The 22,113-nt window shown below is 56.7% G+C and carries 26 protein-coding genes; 13 read left to right on the top strand and 13 right to left on the bottom strand.

Annotated elements, in window-relative coordinates:
* Window positions 1–56: 56 nt before the first annotated feature.
* The 3 genes from Q0746_RS03055 to purB form a co-directional block, all read right to left on the bottom strand.
* On the bottom strand, window positions 57–1,157 hold the full coding sequence (locus tag Q0746_RS03055) for a FliG C-terminal domain-containing protein (protein WP_298257074.1): 1,101 nt from the start codon (window positions 1,155–1,157) through the stop codon (window positions 57–59).
* Between the two features lie 385 nt (window positions 1,158–1,542).
* A complete protein-coding gene (locus tag Q0746_RS03050; RefSeq protein ID WP_298257073.1) occupies window positions 1,543–2,142 on the bottom strand; it encodes a hypothetical protein in 600 nt (199 codons plus the stop codon).
* A gap of 137 nt (window positions 2,143–2,279) precedes the next feature.
* On the bottom strand, window positions 2,280–3,581 hold the full coding sequence (gene purB, locus Q0746_RS03045; protein ID WP_298257071.1) for an adenylosuccinate lyase: 1,302 nt from the start codon (window positions 3,579–3,581) through the stop codon (window positions 2,280–2,282).
* Between the two features lie 81 nt (window positions 3,582–3,662).
* Here purB and Q0746_RS03040 point away from each other — a divergent pair, with 81 nt between their 5' ends.
* The gene (locus Q0746_RS03040; RefSeq protein WP_298257068.1) at window positions 3,663–4,010 is read left to right on the top strand and encodes a hypothetical protein; all 348 of its coding nucleotides are present in this window, start codon (window positions 3,663–3,665) and stop codon (window positions 4,008–4,010) included.
* A gap of 9 nt (window positions 4,011–4,019) precedes the next feature.
* Window positions 4,020–4,463: a DUF6314 family protein gene (locus Q0746_RS03035; RefSeq protein WP_298257066.1), complete on the top strand. Its 444-nt coding sequence runs from the start codon at window positions 4,020–4,022 to the stop codon at window positions 4,461–4,463.
* A gap of 31 nt (window positions 4,464–4,494) precedes the next feature.
* Here Q0746_RS03035 and Q0746_RS03030 read toward each other — a convergent pair whose 3' ends face one another.
* Window positions 4,495–5,190, bottom strand: coding sequence for a YafY family protein (locus Q0746_RS03030; RefSeq protein ID WP_298257064.1), 696 nt, complete (start codon window positions 5,188–5,190; stop codon window positions 4,495–4,497).
* Between the two features lie 19 nt (window positions 5,191–5,209).
* Window positions 5,210–5,527, bottom strand: coding sequence for a hypothetical protein (locus Q0746_RS03025; protein WP_298257062.1), 318 nt, complete (start codon window positions 5,525–5,527; stop codon window positions 5,210–5,212).
* A gap of 230 nt (window positions 5,528–5,757) precedes the next feature.
* On the opposite strand from Q0746_RS03025, the gene Q0746_RS03020 reads away from it, so the two are divergent.
* The 5 genes from Q0746_RS03020 (at window position 5,758) to Q0746_RS03000 (ending at window position 8,922) form a co-directional block, all read left to right on the top strand.
* Window positions 5,758–5,970, top strand: coding sequence for a twin-arginine translocase TatA/TatE family subunit (locus Q0746_RS03020; protein ID WP_298257060.1), 213 nt, complete (start codon window positions 5,758–5,760; stop codon window positions 5,968–5,970).
* 26 nt (window positions 5,971–5,996) lie between these two features.
* Window positions 5,997–6,584, top strand: coding sequence for a Sec-independent protein translocase protein TatB (gene tatB, locus Q0746_RS03015; protein WP_298257058.1), 588 nt, complete (start codon window positions 5,997–5,999; stop codon window positions 6,582–6,584).
* A complete protein-coding gene (tatC, locus tag Q0746_RS03010) occupies window positions 6,581–7,486 on the top strand; it encodes a twin-arginine translocase subunit TatC (RefSeq protein WP_298257056.1) in 906 nt (301 codons plus the stop codon). The genes tatB and tatC overlap by 4 nt, the downstream gene beginning before the upstream one ends.
* 8 nt (window positions 7,487–7,494) lie before the next feature.
* Window positions 7,495–8,334, top strand: coding sequence for an ATP-binding protein (locus tag Q0746_RS03005; RefSeq protein ID WP_298258035.1), 840 nt, complete (start codon window positions 7,495–7,497; stop codon window positions 8,332–8,334).
* A gap of 99 nt (window positions 8,335–8,433) precedes the next feature.
* Window positions 8,434–8,922, top strand: a complete 489-nt coding sequence (locus tag Q0746_RS03000; protein ID WP_298257054.1) for a hypothetical protein — start codon at window positions 8,434–8,436, stop codon at window positions 8,920–8,922.
* 19 nt (window positions 8,923–8,941) lie between these two features.
* On the opposite strand, the gene Q0746_RS02995 is transcribed toward Q0746_RS03000, so the two are convergent.
* The 6 genes from Q0746_RS02995 to Q0746_RS02970 all read right to left on the bottom strand — a co-directional run bounded on the left by Q0746_RS02995 (window position 8,942) and on the right by Q0746_RS02970 (window position 14,968).
* Window positions 8,942–9,997 carry a Hint domain-containing protein gene (locus Q0746_RS02995; protein ID WP_298257052.1) on the bottom strand — a complete coding sequence of 352 codons (1,056 nt, stop codon included), beginning with the start codon at window positions 9,995–9,997 and terminating at the stop codon, window positions 8,942–8,944.
* Between the two features lie 121 nt (window positions 9,998–10,118).
* Window positions 10,119–11,282 carry a peptidoglycan DD-metalloendopeptidase family protein gene (locus Q0746_RS02990; RefSeq protein WP_298257050.1) on the bottom strand — a complete coding sequence of 388 codons (1,164 nt, stop codon included), beginning with the start codon at window positions 11,280–11,282 and terminating at the stop codon, window positions 10,119–10,121.
* Between the two features lie 45 nt (window positions 11,283–11,327).
* Window positions 11,328–11,981 (bottom strand): protein-L-isoaspartate(D-aspartate) O-methyltransferase, encoded by a 654-nt coding sequence (locus Q0746_RS02985; protein WP_298257048.1) that lies wholly within the window; start codon window positions 11,979–11,981, stop codon window positions 11,328–11,330.
* The gene (gene surE, locus Q0746_RS02980) at window positions 11,978–12,763 is read right to left on the bottom strand and encodes a 5'/3'-nucleotidase SurE (RefSeq protein ID WP_298257046.1); all 786 of its coding nucleotides are present in this window, start codon (window positions 12,761–12,763) and stop codon (window positions 11,978–11,980) included. Before surE ends, Q0746_RS02985 begins: the two co-directional genes overlap by 4 nt.
* 126 nt (window positions 12,764–12,889) lie before the next feature.
* Entirely contained in the window at window positions 12,890–14,179 is a 1,290-nt protein-coding gene (gene serS, locus Q0746_RS02975) for a serine--tRNA ligase (RefSeq protein ID WP_298257044.1), read from the bottom strand.
* Window positions 14,180–14,260: 81 nt separating this feature from the next.
* Entirely contained in the window at window positions 14,261–14,968 is a 708-nt protein-coding gene (locus tag Q0746_RS02970; protein ID WP_298257042.1) for a hypothetical protein, read from the bottom strand.
* Between the two features lie 146 nt (window positions 14,969–15,114).
* Here Q0746_RS02970 and yajC point away from each other — a divergent pair, with 146 nt between their 5' ends.
* The 6 genes from yajC to Q0746_RS02940 all read left to right on the top strand — a co-directional run bounded on the left by yajC (window position 15,115) and on the right by Q0746_RS02940 (window position 20,742).
* On the top strand, window positions 15,115–15,435 hold the full coding sequence (yajC, locus tag Q0746_RS02965; protein ID WP_298257040.1) for a preprotein translocase subunit YajC: 321 nt from the start codon (window positions 15,115–15,117) through the stop codon (window positions 15,433–15,435).
* A 3-nt stretch (window positions 15,436–15,438) separates the two neighbouring features.
* Window positions 15,439–17,109, top strand: coding sequence for a protein translocase subunit SecD (gene secD, locus Q0746_RS02960; RefSeq protein ID WP_298257038.1), 1,671 nt, complete (start codon window positions 15,439–15,441; stop codon window positions 17,107–17,109).
* 4 nt (window positions 17,110–17,113) lie between these two features.
* A complete protein-coding gene (gene secF, locus Q0746_RS02955) occupies window positions 17,114–18,082 on the top strand; it encodes a protein translocase subunit SecF (protein ID WP_298257035.1) in 969 nt (322 codons plus the stop codon).
* Entirely contained in the window at window positions 18,075–18,827 is a 753-nt protein-coding gene (locus Q0746_RS02950; RefSeq protein ID WP_298257034.1) for a sulfite exporter TauE/SafE family protein, read from the top strand. The genes secF and Q0746_RS02950 overlap by 8 nt, the downstream gene beginning before the upstream one ends.
* Before the next feature lie 4 nt (window positions 18,828–18,831).
* Window positions 18,832–19,185 carry an Mth938-like domain-containing protein gene (locus Q0746_RS02945; protein WP_298257032.1) on the top strand — a complete coding sequence of 118 codons (354 nt, stop codon included), beginning with the start codon at window positions 18,832–18,834 and terminating at the stop codon, window positions 19,183–19,185.
* Between the two features lie 135 nt (window positions 19,186–19,320).
* Window positions 19,321–20,742 (top strand): pyridoxal-dependent decarboxylase, encoded by a 1,422-nt coding sequence (locus Q0746_RS02940; RefSeq protein WP_298257030.1) that lies wholly within the window; start codon window positions 19,321–19,323, stop codon window positions 20,740–20,742.
* A gap of 48 nt (window positions 20,743–20,790) precedes the next feature.
* On the opposite strand, the gene Q0746_RS02935 is transcribed toward Q0746_RS02940, so the two are convergent.
* The gene (locus Q0746_RS02935; protein WP_298257028.1) at window positions 20,791–21,225 is read right to left on the bottom strand and encodes a VOC family protein; all 435 of its coding nucleotides are present in this window, start codon (window positions 21,223–21,225) and stop codon (window positions 20,791–20,793) included.
* A 26-nt stretch (window positions 21,226–21,251) separates the two neighbouring features.
* Entirely contained in the window at window positions 21,252–22,073 is an 822-nt protein-coding gene (locus Q0746_RS02930) for a DUF817 domain-containing protein (RefSeq protein ID WP_298257026.1), read from the bottom strand.
* Window positions 22,074–22,113 lie beyond the last annotated feature (40 nt).

Here is a 22,113-nt window from a genome sequence, read left to right as displayed (position 1 = left end):
CGACCTGAGGAGGCCGCCCTTTTTTGTTCCCACCAATGACGTATCAAATGCGCCGGTTATTCTTCCGGTTCTTCCCGTGCAATCAATGTCAGGTCGCCACTTTCTTCCAGCTGCCGGATGGCGGCTGTCAGCTTGCCCATCGCTGTCTCTGCCGGTTTTCCAGAGAGTGGTGCGACCTCGGAGAGTTCCTCGCGGATGGCGTCTGCCATACGTTTTGAAAGGTTTTCCAAGATAAAGTCGACAACCTCCACATGATCGTTTGAGCCCGCTTTCAATGCGGCGTTCAACTCGTCCCCAGGAAGTACGCGAATGATCGCAGGAATGTCGGTCGGTTTCAGTCGTGTCAGAATATCTGGGAATGTGAAGATCGCTTTGCGGACCTGTGCGGCGAAGGCAGCATCGAGGGCATCCAAGGCCTCCAGCACAGTATCGCGTTGAGCCGAACCGGCCGCATTGAGCAGGGATGCTGCTCGGGCAACAGGTTTGGCCGTGAACGCCCCGCCTTCTGCGTTTCCGGATCCACTGTTCAATATGGTTTGTGCGACGATGTCCACCGTTTCAACTTGAACGGCTTCGGTCTCTGATATGGCGAAGGTTACGGCATTTGCGGTTTCAATTTCCAGCAATTCCATCACGTTGCTGGACGCAGCCGCGGGCAGTTTCGACATGATAATTGCCCCCACACGCGGGCTTTCAGCGGCGATTTTCTCAGCCAATTCTTCAGGCGGAATATCTGCGATCAACTCCCATGTGTTCTTGGGCAAGGTGGGGCTGTGAATTTGGCGCATGCGTTCCAGCAGGCTATCGCTTAAATTCCCTTCCAGCGCATCCAGCGCGGCTGTGGTGTCGACGGGAAAGCTAAGCCCATGGGCGTCAAGATGGGTTGAGAAATCCGTCAGAACCTTGGCAACGGTTGCCTTGTTGATCGGCCCCATCGACGCATAAACACGTGCCAGATGCACCTGAGTGGCTTCGGACATGACTGAAAGGGGAATTGCCCCACCGGCATGCAGTAGCATCTGCACGATGACGGCCGCTTTTTGTGCGCCGTTCAGCGCGATTGGTTTGTCCGAGCCATCAAAGGCAAATGCTCTGTCAGCGACCTTGCCGCCAATTCCCAAACCCACGCTGGCGCGCGGCTGTGCCACCATATCCATGGTTTTTCCCATCCCATTAGTATTCTCGCACAGCTCAGTAGACAGGGCGGATATTAACGAGGGGTGATAGTAGGGCGCCGAGATAGGAACGATTTATGCAAAATGCCCACAGGGCGGCGGGGCCGCCCAGTGGTCGGGCGGCGTTATCCCGTCGGTTGGCTCACGCACGCGCCTGTGGCAGCATCCCATGAGGTGCCAGCTTGGCACGACGCGGCCTGCTTGTGCTGTCCTTTAATGCATTGTGCCGACGCAAGCGCTGGCATCAGGGCGAGGGCCAGAGCGGCCAAGAGCGTTTTGGTCTTCATCTGCGTGTCTCTCCTGTTGTCTAAGCTGCAAATACTAACACGAGTGCAGAAAAAGACCAAACCGGAGAAGAACCAACCGCTTAGAAGCGCAGATCAACGCTATAGGTCGGTAGCCACCGGCCACCAGCCGCGCGCCGGAAGGCCCCGACAGTCAACTTGGCATCTTTGGCAATTTTTGGCGTCAAAACCGTGGGAAGAGGGATGCGAAGACCCACATCCAGCGCGACACCACGGTTTTCATTATCCGTCGTGTTATAGACGTTCACTGCGCTGCCGATGATATCATAATCATTGGGGAGTTTTATGGTGTACAACAGTTGCGGCAGGAAAATATCCGTCACTCCGCTGCGCTGTCTGAACCCGATGGCAGTCGACAGATCCAGCCATTCATTGCTGTAAAAATTATACATAAGGCCCAGATAGAACTGATCAGTGCCGTTGGCCTCATGAGAGACATAGCCATGAAAATCCAGCTTCTCGGTTAGGCCGTACCCCCAAACCACGTAAGTCTGGCCGTCCTCGAACGCGTCTCCCGGGTTTAAGGTGAACTCAAGGTCCAGATTGCCACGACCAGCCGGTGTCCCGTTGTCGTAGCCCCCTGATGCCAGCGCAGTGCCTGTTGTAATCAAGGTCGCACATGCAGCGAAAAGCCCGCCACGTGCCCAGCTAAATATTGTCATAGGTAGATGTCCCCCAGTGCATGCCGCCAATTGGGTAAGGGCAGCTGTGCCGCTGCAAACTCGGAAATTTTCTGCCCATTGTAAACAGAAAACTCAAATCGCGGCCCAGCACTGGGGGAGTTCTATTTCGGTATCATCTAGCCAAAGACACGCTTGAAGATCGTATCAACGTGTTTGGTGTGGTAGCCCATGTCGAACTTTTCGTTGATTGCCTCCACGCCAAGGGCCGCGACGACTTCCTCGTCAGCCAACAATTGCTCTTGGAAATCAACGCGGTGTTCCCAAACCTTCAACGCGTTGCGCTGCACCATGGAGTAGGCATCCTCGCGCGACACGCCTGCTTGGGTCAATGCCAGCAGCACACGCTGCGACATCACGAGGCCAGGGAATTTGTTCATGTTGTCGAGCATGTTGTCAGGGAAGATCAGCATCTTCTCGATAACGCTGGTCAAACGTTTCAGCGCGAAGTTCAGCGTGATTGTGGCGTCTGGGGCAATCGTGCGCTCCACCGAAGAGTGCGAGATATCACGCTCGTGCCACAGGGCGACGTTTTCCATGGCCGGAATAACTGCCATGCGCACCAGACGGGCAAGGCCGGTCAGGTTTTCGGTCAGGATCGGGTTCTTCTTGTGCGGCATCGCGGAAGAGCCTTTTTGCCCCATCGAGAAGAATTCAGCACCTTCCAGAACTTCGGTGCGCTGCATGTGGCGGATTTCAATGACGATGTTTTCCATCGAGGAAGCAATCACACCCAGCACAGAGAAGAACATCGCGTGGCGGTCGCGCGGGATCACTTGGGTCGAGATCGGCTCTGGCGACAGGCCCAGCTTTTCGCAGACGTGTTCCTCAACGCGGGGGTCCACATTGGCGAATGTGCCGATGGCGCCGGAGATAGCACCGGTAGAGATTTCTTCGCGGGCGGCTTTCAGGCGGGCCAAGTTGCGGTCCATTTCAGCGTAGAAGCGCGCGAAGGTCAGGCCCATGGTAGTGGGTTCTGCGTGGATGCCGTGGGAGCGGCCAACGCGCACGGTGTCTTTATGCTCTAGCGCGCGGGTTTTAAGTGCTGCCATCAGGCCTTTCAGGTCTTCGATCAGAATGTCGGAGGCGCGGACCAGTTGCACGTTCAAGCAGGTGTCCAACACGTCTGAGGAGGTCATGCCTTGGTGCACGAAGCGCGCCTCGTCAGATCCGACATGCTCTGCCAGATGCGTCAGGAAGGCGATGACGTCATGCTTGGTGACGGCTTCGATCTCGTCGATGCGGGCCACGTCGAATTCAACGTCTTTGGCTTTCCAAACGGCGTCGGCGTTTTCGCGCGGGATCACACCCAGATCGGCCATGGCGTCGCAGGCGTGTGCTTCGATCTCGTACCAGATGCGGAACTTGGTCTCAGGTGACCAAATGGCAACCATCTCGGGGCGGGAATAGCGAGGGATCATATGAAGCGCTCTCATAGTTTGCGTGGCAGATGCGGGCGTCTTAAACTGCCGCGGCAACAGGAACAACCGGAGATAAGCCATATGAGACAGGGGGTCGCTGCCATTCTCGCGGGTTTTGTGCTATGTGCACCTTGTTGGGGAAGCCCGAAGTGGCTGCCGCTTACCGGCGCGCAGGCCGAAATGGCGCTCAGCGACAGAGGCTTGATCTATGAGGGGGCCACGCAGCACTTCTATCCCTCTGGTCGAACGCTTTACACCAGCGGGCACGAAACTTGGGGCACTTGGCGGATCGAGGGGGACGCATATTGCAGCCAGTGGCCGCCAGCTGCGGGCTGGGCTTGCTACAAGATAGAACGAAACGCGGATAGCACTGCGTTAAAGTTTATCGGCGATAGTGGGGCCGAGACCATTGGACGTTACGCAGATTAAGAGGATTGGATGCTAAGACGCTTGGAGCAGCTTGAAGGGAAGTGGCAACTTACGCGATCGATCATGGACCGCCGCAACGGGATGAACGGGCAACTGTCTGGCATGGCGGTTTTTACCAATACGGCCCCTCACGAGTTGACCTATGTCGAAGAAGGGGAGCTGCACTACGGTCAGCAGCCCGCCATGACCGCCAAGCGCCAGTATATTTGGCGGGCCGTGGAGGCAGGACGCGTGCAAAAGATTGCAGTGCACTTCGAAGACGGCAGCCCGTTTCATTCCATCGCACTTGATCGATCGATGCCCGACGACGATCACCTGTGCGACCCCGATTACTATTTCGTCAGCTATGACTTCAGCCACTGGCCGAAATGGCAGGCGGAATGGAAGGTTCTTGGGCCGTCCAAGGATTACCGGATGATTTCCCGCTACACGCCGGTGGCGCAAGCCCGTTGATTGAACTCAATTCTCTGGGGGCGTCAGCCCCCTAAGAGCCGTCATGTTCATCGGTTTTTTCTCGCGCCAGTAAATCCGCAAGAGACTTGCCTTGTTCTTCGACGAACAGTTCTGCCAAGGGTTTCAGGCTTCTGATGCGATCCGCGCGGAACACTCGGAAATCGTTTCGCATTTCACACCATGCGGACACGGTCCACACACGCCCCCAATATTCCATCTGGAGCGGGCGAATGATCCGCTCGCTGGGGGTGCCGTCCTCGGTCGCATAGGTGATGTTGAGTTTCTGGCGTGACCGAATGGCCGTGCGCAGCTGAGGCATGAAGCGAAACCCGCCAGCGGCGTCCTTGAACGGGTAGACTGCAAATCCCCAACCTGTGGGCGGAGTAGAGCGGTCTTCCGGCAAAACCGCATCGATTTTTGACGACAAGCTTTGCGCCGCCGATTGCAACTCCTCATCCGCGACCTCACCCACGATTGCCATGCCGAGATGCAACGCTTCCAGCTCCACCAACGTCAGGTTCAGCGGGGGCAGGGTGATCGGCGCAGTCATCATGTAGCCCATGCCGCGTTCCCCTTCGACGGGGACACCGGACAGCTGCAGCGTATCCATGTCGCGGTAGATGGTGCGCACCGACACCTCCAGCGACCGCGCCAAATCTTCGGCGCGGTGCAGGCGACCGTCTCTTAGAAGCAAGATCAGATCAAAGAGGCGGTCAGTTCTTCTCATAGGCGGGTTGCGGGGCGGGTCATGACGCGGCCATGAACACCGTCTCATGGCGCATCTCTAGAGTTTCATGGTTCATGATCTCGCCGATGTCGGGGGCGAATTCCTGATGGCCAAAGCTGTCTTGTGCGGTTTTGGCGCAGGCGGCATCCGCCCAAAGGATGTGATCCGTCCAGCGGCCATCTGGCCCGCGCGTGACTTGCCGGCTGATGAATCCCGGCAGGCCGTCAACCCAGGTTTGAGAGGCGCGTATGAGCGCAAGAAAAGCGCTCTCGTTAGTGCCGTCCTTTAGTTTGAAGGTAACGATTTCGGCAACCTGTGGTTGGGCGTTTTGAGACATCGGGGGGCTCCTGCAGTGATTCTGTTTCAATATGAGCTTTGTGACACCCCACAACTGACATAAACCTGTCAGGAGTGATCAGGCAAGCTGCCTGAGGTGACAATTCGCTTGAATTTCGCAGCGTCACGGACGTTTTGCGCCTTTTCCCCGCGCCATTGAGACCCTAGATGTAGAAGCAGAAACATTCATCCGCGTCTAACTACCTATGCGCGATCAAGGGAGACCAAATCATGTTGAACAATATCGGCCCTGTGGGCCTCGTTCTAATCGCTGTCGTCGTACTGGTGCTTTTCGGTCGCGGCAAAATCTCTGGCCTGATGGGCGAAGTGGGCAAAGGCATCACCGCGTTCAAAAAGGGCGTAGATGACAGCACCAAAGAACTCAAAGACGCAGATGTTGCGGTAAAAGATGTGACCCCAGAAGACGAAAAAGACAAAGCCTAATTCGGATTGGGTAAGGGGAAGCTGATATGGGCGGAATAGGTGGTTTGGAGCTGCTGGTCGTGGGGCTGGTTGCTTTGGTGGTGGTCGGTCCCAAAGACTTGCCAGGCATGTTCCGCACGTTGGGGCAGTTTACCGCAAAGGCCAAGCGCATGGCCCGCGAATTTTCCCGTGCCATGGAGGACGCCGCTGATGAGGCAGGCGTCAAGGATGTGGCCGACACAGTGAAGGCCGCTGCCAACCCCAAGGCGTTGGGGCTGGAAAAAATCCGCGAAGCCACCAATTTCGACAAATTCCCTGAGGGGTCGGAGACGCAAAAACTGGCCAAAGAGCGGGCCGAAGCCGCCGAAAAGATCAAGGCCGCAACGCATAAGGCCGCAGAGAACCGGATCGCAAAAGAGACCGAAGCCGCGCAGCCCAAGACCGCCCCCAAAGCCAAAGCTGCAGCCAAGCCCAAGACCGCCACCAAACCGAAGGCGGCGGCCAAACCCAAGACTGCAGCCAAACCCAAGGCGGCGGCCAAGCCGAAGAGCTCACCGAAGCCGAAAGCGGCTTCGAAATCCAAGGCCGCCCCTGCAGTCAAGCCAAAGACAAAAGCCAAGAAAGCTGACACATGAGCACCGAGAGTGACATCGAAGACAGCTCCGCCCCGCTGATCGAGCACCTGACAGAACTGCGGACCCGCGTGATCCGCGCAGTGATGGCCTTTATCGTAGGTATGGTTGTTTGCTTCACCTTCGGAAGCGCCATTCTGGATTTCCTGCTTATCCCGATCGAGAACACGATGCGCGATTTGGGCAATCCGAACCCCGTCATGCAGTACACCGCCCCGCAAGAGTATTTCTTTACCCTTGTGCGAATTTCGATGGTGGGTGGCTTGTTCGTGTCCTTTCCGGTGATCGGGTACCAACTTTGGCGCTTTGTGGCCCCTGGGCTCTATAAGAACGAAAAGAACGCCTTTTTGCCCTTCCTTGTGGCCTCTCCGATGTTGTTTCTTCTTGGCGCGGCCTTTGCGCATTACGTCGTGGTTCCTATGGCGATGGCCTTCTTCCTTGGCTTTGCAGATTTACCGTCCTTCTTTGCGGCAATGGTGTCCTCTGACAGCATCTCAACGGCTGACAGCGGGATCGACATTGTTTTCAACGGAAAGGTGAACGAAAGCCTTGATATTACACTGAAAATGATCGTGGCCTTTGGCTTGTGCTTTCAACTGCCTGTGTTGTTGACGCTCATGGGGAAGGCCGGTTTGGCCAGCGCAGACGGGTTGCGCCGAACCCGCAAATACGCGGTTGTGGGGATTTTGATTGTTGCAGCTTTGGTGACGCCGCCGGATGTGGTGACGCAGCTGGTGCTCTTTTCCGTGGTCTACGGCCTTTACGAAGTGTCCATCTTCTTGGTGGCCCGTGTCGAAAAAGACCGTGAAGTTAAGCTGCGCGAGCAGGGGCTTTGGGACGACGAAGATGATCTGGGCGAAGAGGATGTCGCCTCAGAAGAGCATGCAGAGGATCGCGGGCCGTAATGGATGACATGACCAATGACCCGATGGACCGCATCGCTCAGGCGTTGGAACGGATGTCCCCGCCGCCCGGTGACGCCCCTGATTTTGACGAGGCTTCTGCCTTTTTGTGGCACGTCGATCCTGACCGGTTGGCCCCCGTACAAAGCGTCAACGGGGTAGCCCTAAATCTGCTGATTGGAATTGAGCGCGCCCGCGATACGTTGCATGCCAACACGCTGCAATTCGCGAATGGTTTCGCCGCCAATAATGCCCTGCTTTGGGGATCTCGCGGGATGGGGAAATCCTCCCTTGTGAAGGCGGTGCATGGCGACATCGTACGCGCGGGCCTGCCGCTGAAATTGGTGGAAGTACAGCGCGAAGACCTGCCATCTATCGGTCGGTTGTTGAACCTGCTGCGGGCCTCGGATCACCGCTTTGTTCTCTACTGCGATGATCTGAGCTTTAGCCACGACGACCAACACTACAAGTCGTTAAAGGCCGTTCTGGACGGCGGCATCGAAGGTCGCCCCGAGAATGTGATCTTCTATGCGACGTCGAACCGCCGTCACCTGATGCCCCGCGATATGATCGAAAACGAGCGGGGCGGCGCCATTAACCCGTCTGAGGCAACCGAGGAAAAGGTTTCTCTATCAGATCGTTTCGGGCTGTGGTTGGGGTTCCATCCTTGTACGCAGGATGAATATCTAGACATGATCCGTGGCTACTGCGCGGCGCATAAGGTCCAGATCAACGACGCGCTGCTCTGCGCTGAAGCGATTGAATGGCAGCAAACCCGCGGTGGACGTTCTGGTCGGGTTGCGTGGCAGTATTTCACTGATTTGGCGGGACGGCAGGGGCTGAAGGTTTAGCTTTTCTTGCTGTTTGGCCAGAAACATCGGATCAATTTGATGTAAGTTAAGGGTATTCACGGCTCCTTTACCGGTTTGTGCTTATGTTATGATGCAGGCGTGTCAAAACGTAAGGAGAAACTGATGCAGGGAATATCCGGTTACAGTGGAATGCCAGCACTGCTGTCACAAGAAGCAAGGATCAGCCCTGCGCAAGAACAGGCGCTGACCGGTTTCTTGTCTCTCTACGACACTGACAATTTGTCTAAAGCGAATGCGCAAGAGATCCTCGCCAAAATTCGAGAAATTGGAATTCCGCCCGGCGCGGGGTTGGCATCAATTCTCAGCGACTTTGGTGTTGACGCCCGAAGTTTGAACGAAAAAGCCGGCGTTGGGGGCACGGCCGAGAAAGAGGAGCAGTCTGCGCCCGCAAACGAAGAAAACAAGGGACGTGCGGGGGTTGATGACACTTTGGTCTCTCTCATTTCCGATGCAGTGAAGGCCTATGAGGAGTCGGATGAGGCCGATACGCTTTGGTCCGTAATGGAGCCAGCTCTAAGAAACGCGGGCTATGACACGTCCCGCCCTCTGATTGATTTCTATTCGTAAGGGCAAAGGCAACAGTGCTTCAGTGAAGAAGGCATGTCGCCTCATAGCCTTTCAAGCTCATGTGGGCGGAAGGCATGAGGGGAGCGGTAACATGCTCCAAATCCGGAAACAGCGTTAGCAATTCGTCCCTCGGGCCTTCATCCAAAGCACTCAGGGCTTGTGGTCCAGGGTGGAAGCTTTCCGATGCAGCACCTTCCGCAAAGACCACTTGATGCTGGTCAAACAGAATGTGGTGATAATTCACCTTGCCGCCTTCGCGGGAATAGATTGTGTCCCCGTTCACCAGATCTTTGGCCTTCACGAAAACTTCGCTTTCGCCAAACCACAATTCAGCCTGCCATCCTTCGATCAGCATGCGGTGTTGCGGGGAGACAATGAGGTCGCGGCTGTTGCCCAATGCGCCTTTGCTAATCACGATCGGCGCTAGGCTACCGATGGCGTCAACGCGGCGGGCTCCTGTCCATGTCAGCTCTTGCAGGCCGGCGTCACGGGTCATGATCCTGTCACCAGGTTGCAGATATTGCACCTCGACCAGCCCGTTTTCAGTCTCGATACGGGTGCCAGCTGCGAAACAGACAACCTGTGCGCCAAGGCCGGTATGCGGGGTGTAGGCGTCATTTTCTACAATGCCACCAATGGTATAGGTCACGCCCGCTGGTGGGACCCCATCGGGAAAGACCAAGTAATAGCCGTCTTCTGAAGCGCCCCCAACGGTATCGTTCAGATCGTCATCATTGTTCAAGTCAACGTCAATGACCCCAACACGGTAGACCGTGCCATCGGGGGCAGTGACTTCAAATGTGTAGTCCCAAATCGTTTGGTAATAGGTGCCGCCAATAAGAGTGACTTGCTCCCACGCGCCGCCAAGTTGCTCGTTGGAGCCGACTTGCTCATTGGTGGTGTCGCCGTTGTAGACGGTCGCGCCGTCATTCTCGCGAACGTGAAAACTGGTTGTTGCGCCCGTCCACGTCCAATTTCCGCCGATGGGAGGACCAAAGGCGTAATTATGGGCAGAGCCGTTGACCGTGCTTTGCGTGCCAAAAATGGCATTTGAGTACCCGTAGAAAATGGCCATGATAGCCTCGAACACTGTTTACGATACGTGAACAATGCCGGTGGAGTGGGGGTATTCTCGGGCTAAAAATAGACAAAAGCGTGAAAGTTTTTAGCTAGTTTCCACGCTTTTGCCCTATTTGTTACTTCAGGAAAGGGGCGGGATCGACGCTCTCAAACCCTTCGCGCACTTCGAAGTGCAAGAAGCTTGGCGAGCCTTTTCCAACCTTGGCAATGGTCTTACCACGGGAGACTTTGTCGCCCTTCTTTACCGAGATGTCAGAAATGTTGGCGTAGACGGTCAGCAAATTCCCGCTATGGCGAAGCACCAAAATCGGCACCTGATCTGTGTCGCGGGTGATGGCCGCAACTTCACCGTCGGCTGCTGCTTTTACCGGCGTGCCGGTGCTGGCAGCGATATCGATGCCTTCGTTCTTGCGCTTTTTGTAGGGGCGCAAAACGCTACCGGACACCGGTTGAAGCAGCTTTGCCGTTTTGCTTGCAGTCGCCTTTGGCGCCACTGCCGCTGTTGCGGCTGCGGGTGTGACCTTTGGCTCGATCTTCTGGTCGGGCAGGGGTTTGGTCGCAGAAGGTGGCTGCGGCGTCGGGGTGCCTGCGCCAGGTGCCACTGCGGCAACTTCTGTGGCGGGAGCTTTCACCGTGGCGGAGCCGTCTTTGGCCACTGGGATCAGCAAATATTGTCCCTCACGAACTTCCAAGTCCGGGCCGAGGCCATTCCATTCCGCCAAAGACCGCGCCGAGACGTTGTACAGCCTCGCCACGGAATAGGCGGTTTCTCCGCGACCGACTTGGTGGCGGATCGGCTCTGGGCCATCGACGGGCTTTGCCGCGCGTTGGGGGGATGCCGGAGCGCGCCCAATGGCCGTCGTCGCGATTTCTGTGATGTCGAGAGGTTTGGTTTCAGTACTTGGAGCCGCAGGGGCCGATACCGAGCCACGCAGGGCCAAAACCTCTCCTTTGTTCAGCTTGTCGTCGATCTTCAGGCCGTTGTGGCTTGCCAATTCGCTTGGGTTGACCCCGATACGGTTGGCGACACTTGCGACCGTATCGCCGCGTTGGGCCACTGCGACCTGATAGTTGGGGTATGTAATGATCCCGCGGTTGTCCGGCTTTGGACGGGTGCCCGTGGCCTTGCGTGCGGCGCTTGAGGTGTCCAACCCACCAGCGGTGCCACGCAAATCGAGGTCCAGATTTGCAAGGCTTTGCCCGATCTGTCCGTCGCAGGCAGAAAGCCCAAAACCCAAAGCCACCATAGGCAATAACTTGCTGAAACGCCTGCTGCGCATATTCTTCTTCCTCAATCCATGGCCCTTATGTCTGGGCCTTTTGGTTTAGTCCTGCCCCAATCCCTCTAGCAGAGGGACGAAGCGAACCGGCATTAGTTCTTCATAGTCAAACCCTTGCGGGGACTTAGTCACCTTAATCAGGCTTTGTACCGCGTCGGACTGCCCCACCGGTACCACCATGATACCGCCCTCACGCAGTTGCGCCAAGAGGGGGCCGGGTGGATCTTCTGCCGCGGCCGTCACAAGGATGCGATCAAACGGGGCCTGTTCGGGCAATCCATGGCTGCCGTCACCGGTGACGATGGTCACATTGTGGATGTCGAGGTCCTGAAATAACTTGCGGACGGGACGGGTGAGCCGCGCATGGCGATCCACGCTGTAGACACGACGCGCAAGATGGCTCAGCACGGCTGCCTGATATCCAGATCCGGTCCCCACCTCCAAAACCTTGCTACGCGACTGCACGTCCAAGGCTTGGGTCATAAGCCCCACAACTGACGGCTGCGAAATCGTTTGCCCGCACGCAATAGGCAAAGGCATATCCTCATAAGCGCGATCAGCGAAGGTGCCGGTGATAAATGCACCTCGGTCGACCTTTTCCATGGCCGTCAGAACACGGGCATCCATCACGCCCTTGGAGCGCAGCCCAAAAAGGAACTGCATTTTGCGTTCCGCATCAGAGATTGCTTCATCATTCATGCGAGGCGGCGCTCCAGATCGTCCAACAGGTCATGTGCCGTCAGATCGCAGCGCATCGGCGTGACCGAAATCCAGCCGTCGATGTTGACAGTGGCGTCGGTGTTGTCGCCAGAGTTGGTGTTTTGCGGGTTGCCCTTGATCCATAGGTAATTGCGCCCGTTTGGCGGGGTGTGGCGTTCCACGCCCATCCCACCCGTTGGCCTTAGTCCTTGGCGGACCACGCGTGTTCCTTTGACATCAGCACCCGCCACCGGAGGAAAGTTGACATTGTAGAAGGTTTGATAGGTTTCTCCGCCCCAAATGCCATTCTTAAGTAGGTTTTTGACAAGCTCGGCGCCGTGCTGCGCGGAGGCTTCGAACTGGTTTTCGAGCGCCAGATTGCCGGGCCCGAAGTATTGCGACATGGCAATAGACTTCACCCCTTGCAGGGCACCTTCCATAGCCGCACCGATGGTGCCGGAATAGACCGTGTTCTCGGCAGAGTTATTGCCTTTGTTTACACCTGACAAAATTAGATCGGGTTTGGCCTCTGCCATAACATCATGCACCCCAGCCAGAACGCAATCAGCGGGCGCACCTTCGGCGGCGAAGCGGCGCGGGCCCAATTCGGCTATCATCGTGGGGTGGGCGTAGTTGATGCAATGGGCCACACCTGATTTTTCAAAGGCGGGGGCGACGGTCCAAACCTCACCTGTGGGGCCAGCGACCTCGGTGGCAATCGCGTGAATGACCTCAAGGCCTGGTGCGTTGATGCCGTCGTCATTGGTGATGAGAATGCGCATATTGACCGCCCTAAGTGCTTTTCAACCCAGCTTTAGGGAAAAGCACGCAGGCGGTAAAGGCGGCACGGGCCCGACAGGGGCCCGCGCGTGATTCAATTGGCACAATCGTGCCCGAAGCGCCGAGGCCTAAATCAGCGTGCCAAACGGGTCGAGCGTGGTTTTGCCGCCCAAGTAAGGATGCAACGCCACCGGCAGCTCGATCGAGCCATCCGCTTGTTGCCCGTTCTCCAGCACCGCAATCAGGCAACGCCCAACCGCTAGGCCAGAGCCGTTCAACGTGTGAACATATTCGGGCTTCCCGCCGTCTGCAGGTTTGAACCTCGCGTTCATGCGGCGCGCTTGGAAGGCACCACAAACCGAAATGGAGCTGATCTCGCGGTAGGCTTGCTGACCGGGCAACCAGACCTCGATGTCGTGCGTGCGCTGCGCGCCGAAGCCAATGTCGCCTGTACACAGCACAACTGTTCGGAACGGCAACAACAGGTTTTCCAAGATGCTTTCGGCGGCGGCGGTCATGCGGTCCAATTCGGCGCGGCTGTCTTCGGGTTTGGTGATCGATACCATTTCGACTTTCTCGAACTGGTGCTGACGCAACATGCCCGAGGTATCGCGGCCCGCAGAACCTGCCTCGGAGCGGAAGCACTGCGAATGCGAACACATGCGTATCGGCAGCTTCGCTTCATCCAGAGTTTCGCCGTTCACAGTGTTGGTCAGCGAAACTTCGGATGTCGGGATCAGCCATTGACCGGTGGTTGTCTGGTAGCTGTCTTCGCCAAATTTTGGCAGCTGGCCGGTGCCATACATCATCGCCTCATTCACCAGAACTGGCGTCCATGTCTCCGACAGGCCATTTTCCACATGGGTGTCGAGCATGAATTGAGCCAAGGCGCGGTGCAGGCGGGCAACGGCCCCCTTGAGGATCACAAAGCGCGAGCCCGATATCTTCGCGGCCGTCTCGAAGTCCATGCCCGGGATGACACCTGGCAGCTCATAATGCTCTTTTGGGGTGAAGGGAAAGCGACGCGGCGTACCCCAACGGTTGATTTCAACGTTGTCGTCTTCGGTTTCGCCGATGGGCGTGTCCTCAAACGGGATGTTTGGCAAGCCCATCAGTAAAGCGGTCAGCTTGTCGTCTTCCAGCTTGGCTTCGTCATTCAGGCGCGCCACCTCGGCCTTTTTGTCACCCACAAGGGCGCGCAAACGCTCGAATTCGGCTTCATCGCCCTTGGCTTTGGCTGCACCGACGTTCTTGGAGGCGGCGTTCTGCGCGGCTTTGGCTTCCTCGGCGGCGGCAATCTTGGCGCGGCGGGCGGCATCAATGGCCAGAACGTCTGAAGAGGAGACATCCGACTTGCGCATTTTCATGGCGGCGTCAAAGACCTCGGGGGTCTCGCGGATCATGCGGATGTCATGCATGGGGATCGTCCTCTTGTAGGTTTACGTTATATGTGGGGCTTATGACCGGTTTTTGTTGGGGGGGGAAGTGCGTGTGAGGCTTCAAGTTCCATAGGTCTGTAAATGTACGATGGCCTCTCCGGCATCAGCGGCGTCCTCATAGGTTGCAACGATTGTCTTAAGGAAGCCAAAAGATCGGGCAAGAGAGCCGATAACTGGATGACGAGGGGAAATACGCGCGTCCATTTCTTTTAGCTGTTCAGGCCTTTCTTCTGAATAAGACCCGCGTATCACTGAAAGCGTGTAGACCGTGCGAATGTCGTCGGCGGTCAGGTGGAATTGTTCCAACGCTTGTTTCGAACTCGCCAAGCCCCTTTGGTGTTCTTGTAACATGAAGGGGTCTTGGTTTGGGGCGGCGACGGCGCCCTCAAAGTAGGCCGCGATCTTTTGCATGCGCTCCTTAAGGGAAGAAATTATGGGGGTCGGATCGTGGTGAATTCTGGCAATTAAATCGAGCACAGTATTTGCTTGGTTGACGACTTCGCCGGATTTGACAACACGGAAATGGATCAAAGGATATATGGCGTATTCGTGCAGTGAGACGGGTTCATCCAGAATGTACATCTGAAAAAACTCTTGAAGGTGAGTTTCGTGGTCATGATTGTAACCTAGAAACTCCACGCGTTGGCTTGCGTTATTATGAACTTCGGTAAGGGCGTCATATCTCGCGTCTAGGTCTTCCGCGTGTGCAAGTAACGCTGCATCCTGTGGGCGGCAACGGTAAATGCTCTCGGTGGTGAAATCTGCCATCCCATGTCCTTTAAATCTCAAAATAAAAAACCAATATATCACATTGGTCGAAGGCTACTATCCCCGTTGCGCCTCATGCGTGGCGGCGATAGGGTGCCCCGCAACTGACAAAGGCCGCTCACGGCCCACAAACAAAAGGACTGCAGATGTTCGTCACACCTGCCTACGCACAGGCCGCCGGAGGCGCCGCTAGCACATTTACCCAATTCATCCCGTTGATCTTGATTTTCGGGATCATGTATTTCTTGTTGATCCGCCCGCAGCAAAAGAAGCTTAAAGACCATCAGGCGATGGTAAATGCAGTGCGCCGCGGCGACCAAGTGATCACCCAAGGCGGTGTCGTTGGGAAAATCTCCAAGGTCAAAGATGACGGCGAAGTGGAAGTCGAAATCGCGGAAGGTGTGAAAATTCGCGTGATCAAATCTACCTTGGCATCCGTGATCAATAAAACCGAACCAGCGAGCTAACAAATGCTTCAGATGCCTTCCTGGCAGCGGGTTGTAATCCTGCTGACGGTGCTTGTTGGGTTAGCGCTTGCGCTGCCCAACGGTTTCTACACTCAGGTAGAAAAGCACAATGACGCGACAACTGCGCTGGCCGCAGGCGCGACCACCTCTCCGGAGCTATCGGCTGACGCCGCGGGCTGGCCTAGCTTCTTGCCGTCTGGGCTGGTCAATTTGGGCCTCGACCTGCGGGGCGGGGCGCATTTGCTGGCTGAGGTGAATGTGGAAGATGTCTATGACAGTCGCATGGATGGCTTTTGGCCCGAGGTGCGCAACACCTTGCGGGATGCGCGCGACACTGTAGGCACCATACGCCGCCAGAACGCCGGATCCGGTGAGTTGAAGCTCAAGATTTCCAATCCTGCTGGGTTGGAAGAGGCCTTGCGCCTTGTACGTGGACTGGCAACCCCCGTGGCCAGCCTGACGGGGGCAGGAAGCAACGACATTGAGGTCTCGGGGCAGGGTGATGTAATCACCGTTACCCTGTCAGAGGCCGAGCGCGTCGCCACCGACGACCGCACGATGCAACAGTCGCTGGAAATCATCCGCCGCCGTGTGGATGAAGCAGGCACACGCGAGCCCACCATTCAGCGCCAAGGAGAGCGCCGCATTCTTATTCAGGTGCCCGGCATTGGGTCCGCGACAGAACTGAAAGGCCTGATTGGCACAACCGCCAAACTGGGCTTTCATCCGGTTGTCTCACGGACATCCAACCCGAATGAGCGGGTCACCGGTCGCCAGTTCCTAGCACCTTCTATCGATCCGCAAGAGCAGGGCACTTTCTACATTCTCGAGAAAACTCCGGTTGTCTCGGGCGAAGACTTGGCCAACGCACAACCTGCGTTTGATCAAAACGGGCAGCCGTCCGTGACGTTCCGCTTCGATTCAACCGGCGGGCGCAAGTTCGGCCTCTTCACCAGCGAAAACGTCGGCGCACCTTTCGCCATCGTGCTGGACAATGAAGTAATCTCTGCCCCCGTAATCCGCGAAGCTATCCTTGGCGGCTCCGGCCAGATCAGCGGTAACTTCTCGGTCGAGGAATCCACCAATCTCGCCGTCTTGCTGCGCGCTGGGGCATTGCCAGCCAAAATGACCTTTCTAGAGGAACGCACCATCGGGCCAGAGCTTGGGCAAGACAGCATCGACGCGGGGAAAATCGCCTGCATCGTGGCCTTTATCGGCGTGCTGGTCTTCATGTTCCTCAGCTACGGCACTTTCGGCATCTTCGCCAACATCGCGTTGATCATCAACGTAGGCCTCATCTTCGGCCTTCTGTCCTTGATCGGTGCTACGCTCACTCTGCCGGGCATTGCGGGCATCGTGTTGACCATCGGTATGGCGGTCGATGCCAACGTGCTGGTGTTCGAGCGTATCCGCGAGGAGTTGAAAACCTCCAAAGGGCCAGCCCGCGCAATTGAACTGGGCTACGAGAAAGCCCTATCCGCCATTCTGGACGCCAATATCACCACATTCATCGTCGCCGTGATCTTGTTCGTCATGGGCTCCGGTCCGGTGCGCGGTTTCTCGGTGACGCTGGGGCTTGGCATCATGACCTCTGTGTTCACTGCGATCTATGTGACCCGAATGCTCATTGTGTTCTGGTTCGAGCGCCGTCGCCCCAAAAAGTTAGAGGTATAATTCCATGCGTTTGAAACTTGTACCTTCCGAGACGTCTTGGGACTTCTTTGGCAAATGGAAAATGTGGCTGGGTATCTCGGTCATTATGGTGGCGGTCAGCTTGACGTCCTTCCTGACGCAAGGCCTGAACTACGGCATCGATTTTCGCGGTGGCACAACCATCCGGACCGAAAGCACCTTGCCTGTAGATGTGGCTGCCTACCGTTTGGCGTTGGAACCTGCGGGCTTGGGCGACATCTCAATCACCGAGGTGTTTGATCCAACTTTTGCTGCCGATCAAAACGTCGCCATGGTGCGCATTGAGGCGCAAGAGGGCGACGAGTCGGTCACTGGCGAAACCGTCTCGGCAGTGGAGACAGCGCTGCGAACGCTTGATCCAAAGATGAAGTTCCCTTCCGTCGAATCCGTTGGGCCAAAGGTGTCTGGTGAGCTGATCAGAACCGCTGCAATCGCCGTCCTTATGGCGATCACGGCAGTGCTGATCTACATCTGGATGCGTTTTGAGTGGCAGTTCGCCGTGGGGGCCGTGGCCGCTTTGGTGCATGACGTGATCCTCACGTTGGGCATCTTTTCTGCGGTGCAAATTAAGTTTGACCTTGCGATCATTGCCGCCTTGCTGACTATCGTCGGGTACTCGATCAATGACACGGTTGTTGTGTTTGACCGTGTTCGCGAGAACCTGCGCAAGTATAAGACCAAGCTGTTGTCTGAGGTTATGAACCTGTCGATCAACGAAACCCTGTCGCGCACGATGATGACATCTGTGACCACACTTTTGGCGCTGATTGCGCTGTTTGTGCTGGGTGGCGATGTGATCCGCGGCTTTGTGTTTGCCATGATCTGGGGCATTATCGTGGGTACATATAGCTCGGTCTTCGTGGCCTCCACGATTTTGCTGTTCCTTGGGGTGAAGCGCGACTGGTCCAAGAAGGATCCGAACGCTGGCGGGCAATACGCAAACATAGATGCTTGATGTTTTGACCTCAGCCCTTGCCCAACCGGGCTTGGGCTGGGTCGCTTTTATCACCGTCGTGGCGGGGGTCGTCTACGGTTTTGCGGGGTTCGGTGCCGCTTTGATCTTCATGCCTGTTGCCACGATTTTTTGGGTGCCGGAGCTGGCTGTCGCCTCCTTTTCCGTATCGGCTCTTGCGTCCTTGGTCACACTCGTGCCGCGCGCATGGGGGCAAATGGACAAGCGTTCGGTATTCACGATGATTGGCTTTTCGGTTCTGGGCGCGCCTGTGGGCATCTATGTGTTGCGCAGCAGTGATGTGACCCATGTGCGTTGGGCGGTGCTTGCTGTTGCCGCAGTGACCCTGGCGGCGCTTGTCAGCGGTTGGCGTCAACGGTTGTCAGCCTATCGCGCGACACAGGCTTGCGTGGGGGCAGGGGCTGGTTTTGTTGGCGGGGCGACGGGCCTGTTGGGGCCGGTGATGCTGTTGTTTCAACTCAGCAGCTCGGCGCCGGTTAAGCAGGTTCGTGCAAACTCTTTGGTGTTTTTGACCGTGAGCAGCCTGTTGCTTCTTCCCAGTATGGCGCTGCAAGGTATGTTGACGTCGGACGCCATCGCGCTTGGTTTGTTGTTGCTGATCCCCTACGGCATCGGGGCAAAACTGGGCCAAGCCATCTTCATCCCACGCCTTGAGGTGTTTTATCGCCTGACGGCCTATGTCATAATCGCCCTAGCCATCCTAATGGGCTTACCGATCTGGGACTAACGCCATGAAACTAACTGAAATCACCTATGACACCGCTCCTCCGGTCGACAGCTACGGTCCGGGGTTCTTTCGGGTCGGGGGTGAAATTATTGAGGGGCCGGTTCTGCTGCTGCCGACCGAGCGCTTTGCATGGGGCGGCTTTGAGGATCGCGACACAATCCTCAGCCGCGCCAAGCTGTTGGACGTGCTGTTTGTCGGAACGGGCGCGGAGATAACCCATATTCCGGCCGCCTTGCGCAACGCGTTGGATGCGGCTGAAATCGGTGTAGAGTTAATGGCTACCCCCACCGCCTGCCGCACCTATAACGTGCTGTTGTCTGAGGGGCGGCGCATTGGGGCAGCATTGATCCCAGTGTAGCCCCGCATCGCGATTATGCGACGCGTGATTTGCGATAATGTGATGGTAGGCCCCAGATGGCCCGCGCCACATTGCGCAACGCTTGCCGCATGACCTAGATATCTTTTCAACCACTTTCCTACGAATAGGCCCGTTATGACGTCCGAAGGCACACATCTAGACCCAGAAAACTGGGATGACTTCAGCCGCGAAATGCACGACCTGATGGACCATTGCTTGCAGCGGATGAAATCGGCCCGAGAACTGCCTTGGCAGCCAAAGCCGAAAGACATGGCACATCGGCTGGCGCTCAATCCGGACACCACTGGGGTCGGCTCGGCGCAATCACTGGAGCAACTGGTTCAAGACATCATGCCCTATGCGACGGGCAACACGCATCCGCGTTTCTTCGGCTGGGTGCATGGGGCCGGATTGCCGGTCTCTGTCGGGGCCGAATTGGTTGCCGCTACCATGAACAGCAATTGCGGTGGTCGCGACCACGGCGCAATGGAGGTGGAGCGCGCAGCGCTTGACTGGCTGCTGGGGGTATCGGGGTTGCCAAAGCAAGCGTCGGCGATTTTGACGACGGGCACATCTCAAGCCACAATTTTGGCGTTGAGCGCCGCCTGCAACAAGCAATTCGGCCATGAGGTCCGCCAAACTGGCATCCAATCGCTGCCTCCGGTGTCAGTCTATGTACGCAGCGGTACGCATTCGTGCATTGGTAAGGCATTGGAGGTCTTGGGCTTTGGATCAGATGCGATCCGCACCGTGGACACTGACGCGGATATGCGGATGGACATGGGGTCTTTGGCGCAGCTCGTCGCTGAGGATAGGGCGCAAGGGCGGGTGCCTTTGGCTGTTGTGGGGACCGCGGGGGCGGTGAATACAGGCTCTTTCGATCCGTTGCAGGACATTGCCGACTTCTGCGCGGCGCAAAACATCTGGATGCATATAGACGCGGCCTTCGGGTTTTGGGTGCGCTTGGCCGAGGCCCCTTGGGCGCAGCTTGCGACGGGGATGGAGCGGGCAAACTCTATTGCCTGCGACTTCCACAAGTGGATGTCTGTTCCCTATGACTGCGGGGCCTGCATGATCTATGACCGCAGCTTGCACATCAACAGTTTCACATCCCGCCCCAGCTACTTGGAGCAGCAAGACGCGGGCCTCGGAGGCGGTGATCTGTGGTTTTGCGATTATGGCTTGGAGCTGTCGCGCGGGTTTCGCGCGCTCAAGGTCTGGACCGCGATCAAATCGATCGGGGAGGAGGCCTTTTCCAAGTCGATCACCGACAACTGCAAGCAAGCGGCATTGATGGCTGAACTGGTCAGGGCCTCTGATGTGCTGGAGCTACCCTATGAGGTGACCTCCAATGTCTGTTGCCTCTATGTGAAACATGGCGACGCCAATCAAATCGCGGCCCAGTTGCAATTGAATGGCGACGCGGTGTTCTCGACAACGGTCATCAAGGGACGCAGTTGTTTACGCGCCGCTTTGGTGAACCACCGCACCACCAGCCAAGACATTCGGGCAGCTATCGCGGCTGTAGAAGACGCGGTGAGGCGCGCCGCCGCCTAATAGCGAAGCAAGTGGCCCACGACAACGCGGGCCGCTTGCATGTTTGTGCTACCAGTGGCCGGTGTTTTCCATCGAGGCCCATGGCTCTTGCGGGGGCAACGGCTCGTCCATCTGTAGCAATTCAATAGAGACATTGTCAGGAGAGCGGATGAAGGCCATATGCCCGTCACGTGGGGGGCGGTTTATGGTGATGCCTGCATCCATCAATGTTTGGCACATCTCGTAGATGTTCTCGACGCGGTAAGCGAGGTGGCCGAAGTGGCGGCTGTCATCGGGCAGGGCATCGTCCCCATCCCAATTGTAGGTCAGTTCAACATCTGCGCGACCGTCGGCTTGCTCAGGGGGGCACATGAAGATCAATGAGAAGCGACCTGCTTCATGATCCATGCGACGCCGCTCGATCAGGCCAAGCATTTTGTAAAACGCAATGGATTTATCCAAATCTTTGACGCGCACCATTGTGTGCAGGAATTCGATTTTCATGGGGGCTCCTAACTTCGAAATCTGCGTCAGTTTAGCGTCTCCGGCGCGGATGGCGAGGGCCTTGCGGGCGGGCGTTCGGAATTCGGGGACAATGCTCCACGCGACACGAGTGTCACGGTCACAAATGCCACCCAAAGCAGCAAATACCATGACCCCATCTTCGCAAAACTGACCATCTCCAAAGCAGATTGCCCCGCATAGATCCAAGTGCCGGTCATCGTGCCGACATTTTCAGCGATCCAGACAATGAAGGCGCATAAAAAGGCGGCCACGGGCATGGGCATCCAGCGCGGCTCTGTGCCGACGTAAAACCAGATGCGGGTTCGCGCAAAAAGAACCAACGAGGCGGCAAAGAGCCCCATCCGAATGTCGATTGTGTAGTGATGGGCGAAGAAGTTCACGTAAATGGCCGTGCCAAAGACGAAGGTCACCCAAAGTGGCGGGTAAGGTGCGAAACGCATGTGAAAGATGCGGATCACCCGCGCAATATAGCTGCCAATCGACGCATACATGAAGCCTGAAAACATAGGCACGCCGCCCAGAACGAACAGGCCTGGTTCTGGGTAAGACCATGATCCCATTCGTATTTTGAACAGCTCCATCGCTGTGCCCGTGACGTGGAACAACAAGATTACGCGGGCTTCATCCCAAGTTTCGAGCTTGAAGTAGAGCATGGCAATTTGAGTGGTCACGGCAAAAATGAAAAGCCCGTCATACCGTTGCAGCGCCCAGTCGTCCTGCCACACCAGCTTGGTGCCGATGATGGCCACAAGAAACAACACCCCGAAGAGGGCGGCCCAGCCTTGTTTGAGGACGAACATGAACAGCTCGCCCAATACACCGCGCATACGTGTCCGGACGAAGTCCCCTAAGACACGTTCAAGGCGA

The organism is uncultured Litoreibacter sp. (assembly GCF_947487515.1).
Taxonomy (GTDB): Bacteria; Pseudomonadota; Alphaproteobacteria; order Rhodobacterales; family Rhodobacteraceae; genus Litoreibacter.
The sequence above is the reverse complement of the archived record's forward strand: the minus strand, read 5'-3'. Positions and strand labels throughout refer to the sequence as shown.